General features: G+C 31.4%; 6 protein-coding genes. 4 read left to right on the top strand and 2 right to left on the bottom strand.

Translation table 11 applies throughout. The features are described 5' to 3' along the window. From rlmD to ACI3VO_RS02100, 3 genes are all read left to right on the top strand, one after another. Positions 1-1,126, top strand: a 1,126-nt coding sequence (gene rlmD, locus ACI3VO_RS02110) for a 23S rRNA (uracil(1939)-C(5))-methyltransferase RlmD (protein WP_439756323.1), incomplete at its 5' end; no start/stop codon positions are given. 23 nt (positions 1,127-1,149) lie between these two features. Continuing rightward, the gene (locus ACI3VO_RS02105) at positions 1,150-1,992 is read left to right on the top strand and encodes a patatin-like phospholipase family protein (RefSeq protein ID WP_439756322.1); all 843 of its coding nucleotides are present in this window, start codon (positions 1,150-1,152) and stop codon (positions 1,990-1,992) included. Between the two features lie 134 nt (positions 1,993-2,126). Further along, a complete protein-coding gene (locus tag ACI3VO_RS02100) occupies positions 2,127-3,821 on the top strand; it encodes an FAD-dependent oxidoreductase (protein WP_439756321.1) in 1,695 nt (564 codons plus the stop codon). A gap of 101 nt (positions 3,822-3,922) precedes the next feature. On the opposite strand, the gene ACI3VO_RS02095 is transcribed toward ACI3VO_RS02100, so the two are convergent. After that, the gene (locus ACI3VO_RS02095) at positions 3,923-5,332 is read right to left on the bottom strand and encodes an MDR family MFS transporter (RefSeq protein WP_439756320.1); all 1,410 of its coding nucleotides are present in this window, start codon (positions 5,330-5,332) and stop codon (positions 3,923-3,925) included. A gap of 5 nt (positions 5,333-5,337) precedes the next feature. Further along, a complete protein-coding gene (locus ACI3VO_RS02090; RefSeq protein WP_439756319.1) occupies positions 5,338-5,772 on the bottom strand; it encodes a MarR family winged helix-turn-helix transcriptional regulator in 435 nt (144 codons plus the stop codon). Positions 5,773-5,975: 203 nt separating this feature from the next. On the opposite strand from ACI3VO_RS02090, the gene ACI3VO_RS02085 reads away from it, so the two are divergent. Then, complete coding sequence (locus ACI3VO_RS02085) at positions 5,976-6,872, top strand: ATP-binding protein (protein ID WP_439756318.1); 897 nt, start codon at positions 5,976-5,978, stop codon at positions 6,870-6,872. Positions 6,873-7,109 lie beyond the last annotated feature (237 nt).

Below are 7,109 nucleotides of genomic sequence, written 5' to 3'. Positions count from 1 at the left end.
AGGATGCCAAATTCAAGAATTAGATTACCAAAAACAGCTTGATATAAAGACAAACGAAGTAAAGCAGGTTATAGCTAGGATTGGAAAGCTAGATGATGTGGTAATTCACGATACTTTAGGAATGGAAAATCCTTTTAGATATAGAAATAAAGCACAATTTCCGATTCAAAAGAAAAATGATATGCCTATCATAGGATTTTATAAAAAGAAAAGTCACGACTTAATATCGACTGATGAATGTATTATACAACATGAAGTAAACGATAAAATAATGAAAATAATAAAAACTTATATTAGAGCATACAATGTAAGTATTTATGATGAAAAAACTCACAAGGGATTATTGAGACATCTAGTAACTAAGGTTGGATTTACTACAGGTGAAGTAATGATAGTTTTAGTTGCTAATGGAAGAAAGCTACCTCATTTAAATGAGTTAGCATCAGTTTTAGAAGAAAATATTCCTGGATTCAAAACCCTTGTTGTAAATATAAATACACAAAAAACTAATGTAATTTTAGGCAAAGAAAATATTGTTGCATATGGAGACGGTATAATTAGAGATTATATTGGAGAACTAGTATTTGAAATTTCTCCATTATCATTCTTCCAAGTAAATCCACTTCAAACTGAGGTTTTATATAATAAGGCCTTGGAGTATGCGAATTTGGGAGAAAATGATACCGTATTCGATATTTATTGCGGTATAGGAACTATATCACTATTCTTAGCTCAAAAGGCGAAAAAGGTGTACGGAATAGAAATCATAGAAGATGCAATAAAAGACGCTAAGAGAAACGCTGAGATAAATGATATGGACAATGTCGAGTTCTATGTCGGAAAGGCTGAAGAAGTCGTTCCTAAGATGTATAGAGAAGGTAAGAGAGCTAATGTAGTAGTTGTAGATCCACCTAGAAAGGGATGTGATGAAAAAGTATTGGATACGATTGTGTCTATGCAGCCTGATAGAGTAGTTTATGTATCATGTAATCCATCTACTCTTGCTAGGGATTTGGCTTATTTAAATGATAGAGGTTATAAGTGTAGAGAAATTCAACCTGTTGATATGTTCCCGCACAGTGTGCATGTCGAGAATGTGGCGCTTATAACTAAAGCAGGTGAATAATAAGTTTTTTAGGAGAATAACAGATGAAAGTTGGATTAGTATTGGAAGGCGGTGCTATGAGAGGAATGTACACCGCTGGAGTTTTAGATGTTTTTTTAGAAAAATGTATTTCTGTCGATGCTGTTGTAGGTGTGTCTGCTGGTGCGTTATTCGGGGTGAATTACTTATCAAGACAAAAAGGAAGAGTTATACGATATAACAAAAAATTTAATAGTGATAAAAATTATATGGGATTAGGTCCATTGCTTAGAGAAGGTAATATTGTCAATACCAAATATGCATACGAAGAAGTACCACGTAAACTAGATCCATTTGATGATGAGAGTTATAAAAAGTCTGGGATACCTTTTTATGCAGTTGTAACAGATATAGAAACTGGTGAGCCTGAATATATTCAGGTTTACAGTGCATTTGAGCAAATGGATGTTTTACGTGCTTCTGGTTCTATGCCTTTTGTTTCAAAACCTGTGTTGTATAATAATAAAATGTACCTAGATGGCGGTATCTCAGATAGTATTCCATTTCAATGGATTTCATCACAGGGGTATGATAAATTAATTGTAATTTTGACACGTGATATGGAGTATCGTAAAAATCCTATGTCATCATCTCTTATAAAATTATTTTATAAAAAGCAACCACAGCTATCAGAAAAATTGCTTAAAAGACATGATGTGTATAATAAATCAGTTGAGCTATTGAAGCAGTGGGAGAATGAGGGTAAGGCTTTTGTAATACGTCCTTCAAAGCCTATAGAGATAGGCAGAATAGAAACAAATCCTGATAAGCTACAGGAAGTCTATGATCTTGGTGTAAAGGATGCCATAGAGAGTTTGTTGGAATTACAAAAATATATATCTAGATAAAAAATATATAATGTTTATAGAGGATTGGAGCTTAGCTTTAGTCCTTTTTTGTATTAATTAAGTTGTTATGATATTATAATTAAGATAGAGGTTTTATAAAAATAAAAGCTATTATAGAAAGGTGATAGGATAAAATGAAGGTAGTAATTATCGGTGGTGTTGCTGGTGGTGCAACAGCTGCAGCTCGAATAAGAAGATTAGATGAAAATGCAGAAGTAGTTGTTTTTGAGCGTTCAGGACATGTATCTTACGCAAATTGTGGTCTTCCATATTACATAAGTGGTGTAATATCAGACTCAAAGGCACTTACATTACAAACTCCAGAAAGCTTTTGGAGACGTTTTCGTATAGATATGAGAGTAAGACATGAAGTAGTTGATATTCATCCGGATAAAAAAACAGTTACTGTTCATAACTTAAATACTGGAGAGCGTTTTGAAGAAGGTTATGATAAGCTTCTTATTTCAACAGGAGCAAAGCCAACTCAACCTGATGTTCCTGGAGTGGGATTAGACAAGCTGTTTAAGCTTCGTACTGTTGAGGATACATTGCAAATTCATGAATTTGTAGAAAAAAATAGACCGAAATCTGCAATTGTAGCAGGTGGAGGATTTATAGGAATGGAAGTAGCAGAAAACTTGTTTGATTTAGGTATGCAGGTAACAATTATTCAACGTCCAAAACAATTATTAAATCCACTAGATTACGATATGGCGACTTTTGTTCATGCAAAAATGAGAAGTAAAGGTATAAATTTAATGCTTGGTGAAGCAGTAGAAGGATTTTATGAAGATGGCGATGGCATAAAGGTATCACTTAAATGTGGAAAGGTATTAAAAGCAGATATGGGTGTTTTAGCTATCGGTGTAACACCAGATACACACCTTGCAAAACAAGCTGGACTAGAGTTAGGAATAAAGGATAGTATTCTAGTAAATGAGAAAATGGAAACATCAATTACAGATATCTACGCAGTTGGTGATGCAATAGAAGTTAAAAATTCTGTTACAGATGAAAATGTATTGATTCCTCTAGCAGGCCCTGCAAACAAACAAGGACGTATCGCTGCCGATAATATTTGCGGCGGCGACAGTAAATACCTTGGTTCTCAAGGATCCTCAATTATAAAAGTATTTGATATGACAGTTGCGACAACAGGAATTAATGAAAAAACTGCGAAAAAATTAGGTATCGATTGTGACAAAGTTTTCTTATCACCAATGAGTCATGCTTCTTATTATCCAGGTGGCAAGGTCATGACTATGAAGGTATTATTTGAAAAGGAAACTTATAAGCTGCTTGGAGCCCAAATTGTAGGATATGAAGGTGTCGATAAACGAATTGATGTACTTGCAACTGCGATTCATGCAGGAATCAAAGCATTTGACTTAAAGGATCTAGACTTAGCCTATGCACCTCCTTATTCATCAGCAAAGGATCCAGTGAATATGGCTGGATTTATGATTGAAAATATTTCAAATGGACTTTTGAAACAGTTTTTTTGGAATGAAGTTGAGGACATTCCGAGAGATGGAAGCGTGATATTACTTGATGTTAGAACACCTGGCGAATACGCAAGGGGTCATTTTGATGGATTTATAAATATTCCTGTCGATGAATTGCGTGAGAGAATTGGCGAATTAGAAAAAGGAAAAACAGTTTATGTAAATTGTCAAAGTGGTCTTAGAAGCTATATAGCATGTCGTATTTTAGTTCAAAATGGATTTGACTGTTATAATTTTTCTGGCGGTTTCAGACTTTATGAAACTATTATGAACGATCGTGTGGCAGCTAAGGTTTCTATGCCTTGTGGAATGGAAGTTAAATAAAACAAAATGGAGAAATAATTATATAAAAAGAGATGTTTACTACAATTAAAAAACATCTCTTTTTATATAAAATATATTTATTGGAAAACGAACGTTTACAATTAATTAGTATCAATATTTTTATTAGATTTTACTAAAAATACAGCTATAAATAACAATAATAAAGTAAAAATAGACATAGTTAAAAATGTAATATTTAAGCCATGAATTTGGGCACTTTCGCCGTATTTATTTACAGAGTTATTTCCTACTAATGTCATAATTCCTACGAAAACAGCAGAACCTATCGCTCCAGATATAGTTCTAAAAGAAGTCAATAAAGCTGTTCCATGAGCTGTTAAACTACTGCTGATATTAGTAATTCCCCAAGTGACTAAAGGCATCATGAGACAACCTATAGAAACACATCTTATAACATTATATATAGCAGCTAACCAAATAGATGTATTCATAGTTATAAATATCATTCCTATATTACTGATTAGCATAAATGCTGAGCCAGCTATAAATAGTTTTTTCATGCCGAATTTATCGTAAATTTTACCTGCAAAAGGACTTACAATGGCCATAGCAAGGGAACCAGGCAAAGAAACTAAAGCAGATATAACGGCAGAATATCCCATTATAGTTTGGACATATATAGGAAGAATAATACTAGATCCCATCATTACAAAATAAAGTAGCATACTGCCAATTACACTTAGAGTATAGTTTTTATCTTTAAGGACACGTATATCTAAGAATGGTTGTTTTAGATGTAATTGTCTGTAAATAAATAGTACAGAGGAAATAAGACCGATAATTAATGTAGCTAGTATTTGTAAACTTATAAAGTTAAAGCTACCTAAATTTCCTATTCCTAATGTAATACCTCCAAATGCGAATATGCTTATAATAAATGAGCAAATATCGAATTTATTTTTATTAGTATTTAAAACATCTTTAAATACATTTAATGCAAATACAAATGCAATCGACATAATAAAAATAGAAATATAAAAGATCATTCTCCATCCTACTGTATCGATTAAAAAGCCGGCGATCGTTGGAGCTATGACAGGAGCAGCACTTACAGATAATCCATACCATCCCATTATAGAACCGCATTTTTCTTGAGGATAAATTGTAAGAAGAATAACCTGTGCCATAGATGTTAACATGCCATTTCCACATGCTTGAAGTATTCTACCAACCATCATAAATTCAAAATTAGGTGAAACTGCACAAATTAATAATCCCAAAATAAAACACATCATTGATGTTAGATAAAGTTTTTTTGTTGGAAATCTAGTTATTAAAAAAGCTGTCAAGGGCATTATAATTCCCATGGCAAGTGAATATCCACTAGTTATCCATTGACCTGTTGATACACTTATATTAAGGTCTGAAACCATTTGAGGTAGAGCTGTTGATAATGCAGTTGCAAGCATAGATGATGCTATACAACTTATTACTATATTTATAAATATTAAAGTTCTTCTTTTGTCAGTAAGTTCATATGTATCTGTCATTTTGATTATCCTTTCTGATTAAAATCATTAATTTTAAGCAAAATATTATAAAATTGTAGTTTCTCTTCTTCTGATAAGGAAGATAATATTTTTGAATGAAACTTTTTTTGATTCTTTTTACATTGTTTAACTTCCGCCATACCTTCTTCTGATAGAGATACTAGAATGTTTCTTTTATCTTTTTCAGAAGGTGTGCGTATTATATATTTTTTTTGTTCTAATTTAGATAATAACTCGCTCAATGAAGCAGGTCTTATATTTAAGGCATTAGCTAAATCTTTTTGGTTTATAGGTTTAGCATTTTCTAAATATAATAGGCAACGGTATTGGCCTATGAATGGTTCTAAATTCTTGTCATTGCCATTTGGAGAGTAGCTATGTCTAATTGCTCTTGAGACATTGTAAAAAGCTTCTATAATTTCATCATCTGTGATTTTCAATCGATTCACCCCTTTTAGTTTTTGTTTAATAAGGTACCTAACTATATTTACGATAAATAATTATAATAAGGTACCTTATTTTTGTCAAGCAATATTAAAAATAATTGACAAATGATTATTTATATAATTACCATTATGTTATAATTACAGTTTTGTATATTTTATTTAATAAGTTATGTTAAATTAAACAGGGAGTGATAGTATTGCATAGTTTATTTATTGAAAAATTTAAAGTTCCAGAAGTTGCTGTTGATTATTTAGAAGTATTTTTTAAGCCTTCAGAAATTGATTTTGTAGAAAAAATAGACAAAGATATTTTTGATGAAAATGATATTGTAAATGTAACTGGTGATAAGGAATTTGTTAAAAAAGCTTATAGTGATGGATTAATTAATATTGTAGACAAGAAACAGGGATTGTATTGTTTAAATGATTTTTATGAAAAATTAAATGTTTTTTGCATTGTAGAACAAGAACTATATAGAAGTATTGATGAAGAAGGTAGAAGAAAAATAGAAGAATGGTTTTTTAATTCATTTTATGAAAGACTTGATCCAAATGAAGAGCTACCTACTAAAGATAGAGTTTATTTATTGGAAGAGATGCTTGAGCTTATAGAAAATGACGATAGACCAGTTTATTTAAATTACTGTGATTGTCGTTCTATGAAGGGAGATTGTAAACTACCTACCAGAACATGTATTACATATGAAAATGGAATTAATACACGTGTAGATCGAGGTATTAGTGAAGAAATTGATAAAGAAAGAGCTAAACAAGTTGTTATAGATGCACATGAAGCTGGATTAATGCATACAGCTAATCCTAATGGAATTTGCAACTGTTGTGGTGATTGTTGCTATGTACTTAGATCACAACAAAGAAGAAAAAGCATTGGAATTTGGCCGCCTAGTAAATATGTTATAGAGTTTAACGAGAGTAAATGTGTTGGATGTGGTAAATGCGCTAAAAGATGTCATTTTGGAGTGTTTGAAATTAAAGAAGGTAAAGCTACAGTAGACGAGAGCAAGTGTATCGGATGTGGTATTTGTAATAGTACTTGTAAGAAAAATGCCTTAACTATGAAAGAAAGAAAATAATTTATTTAATATATGGTTAAATAATATTAGAAAAGATATAGAGTCGTTATCATTAACAACTATTCTATATCTTTTTTGTTTGTAAAGAATATTATATTTAAAATAGCAAGAATAGTCGAGATATAACCCTAGTAAACAAGATAAAATTATCAACATAAGAAATAATTAGGAGGTAAACCGAAATGGAAGAGATTATAAAGGTAAGCAAACTTTGTAAATCATATGACGAAAAAACAG

This window comes from Intestinibacter sp., assembly GCF_051866655.1.
GTDB lineage: Bacteria > Bacillota > Clostridia > Peptostreptococcales > Peptostreptococcaceae > Intestinibacter.
The sequence above is the reverse complement of the archived record's forward strand: the minus strand, read 5'-3'. Positions and strand labels throughout refer to the sequence as shown.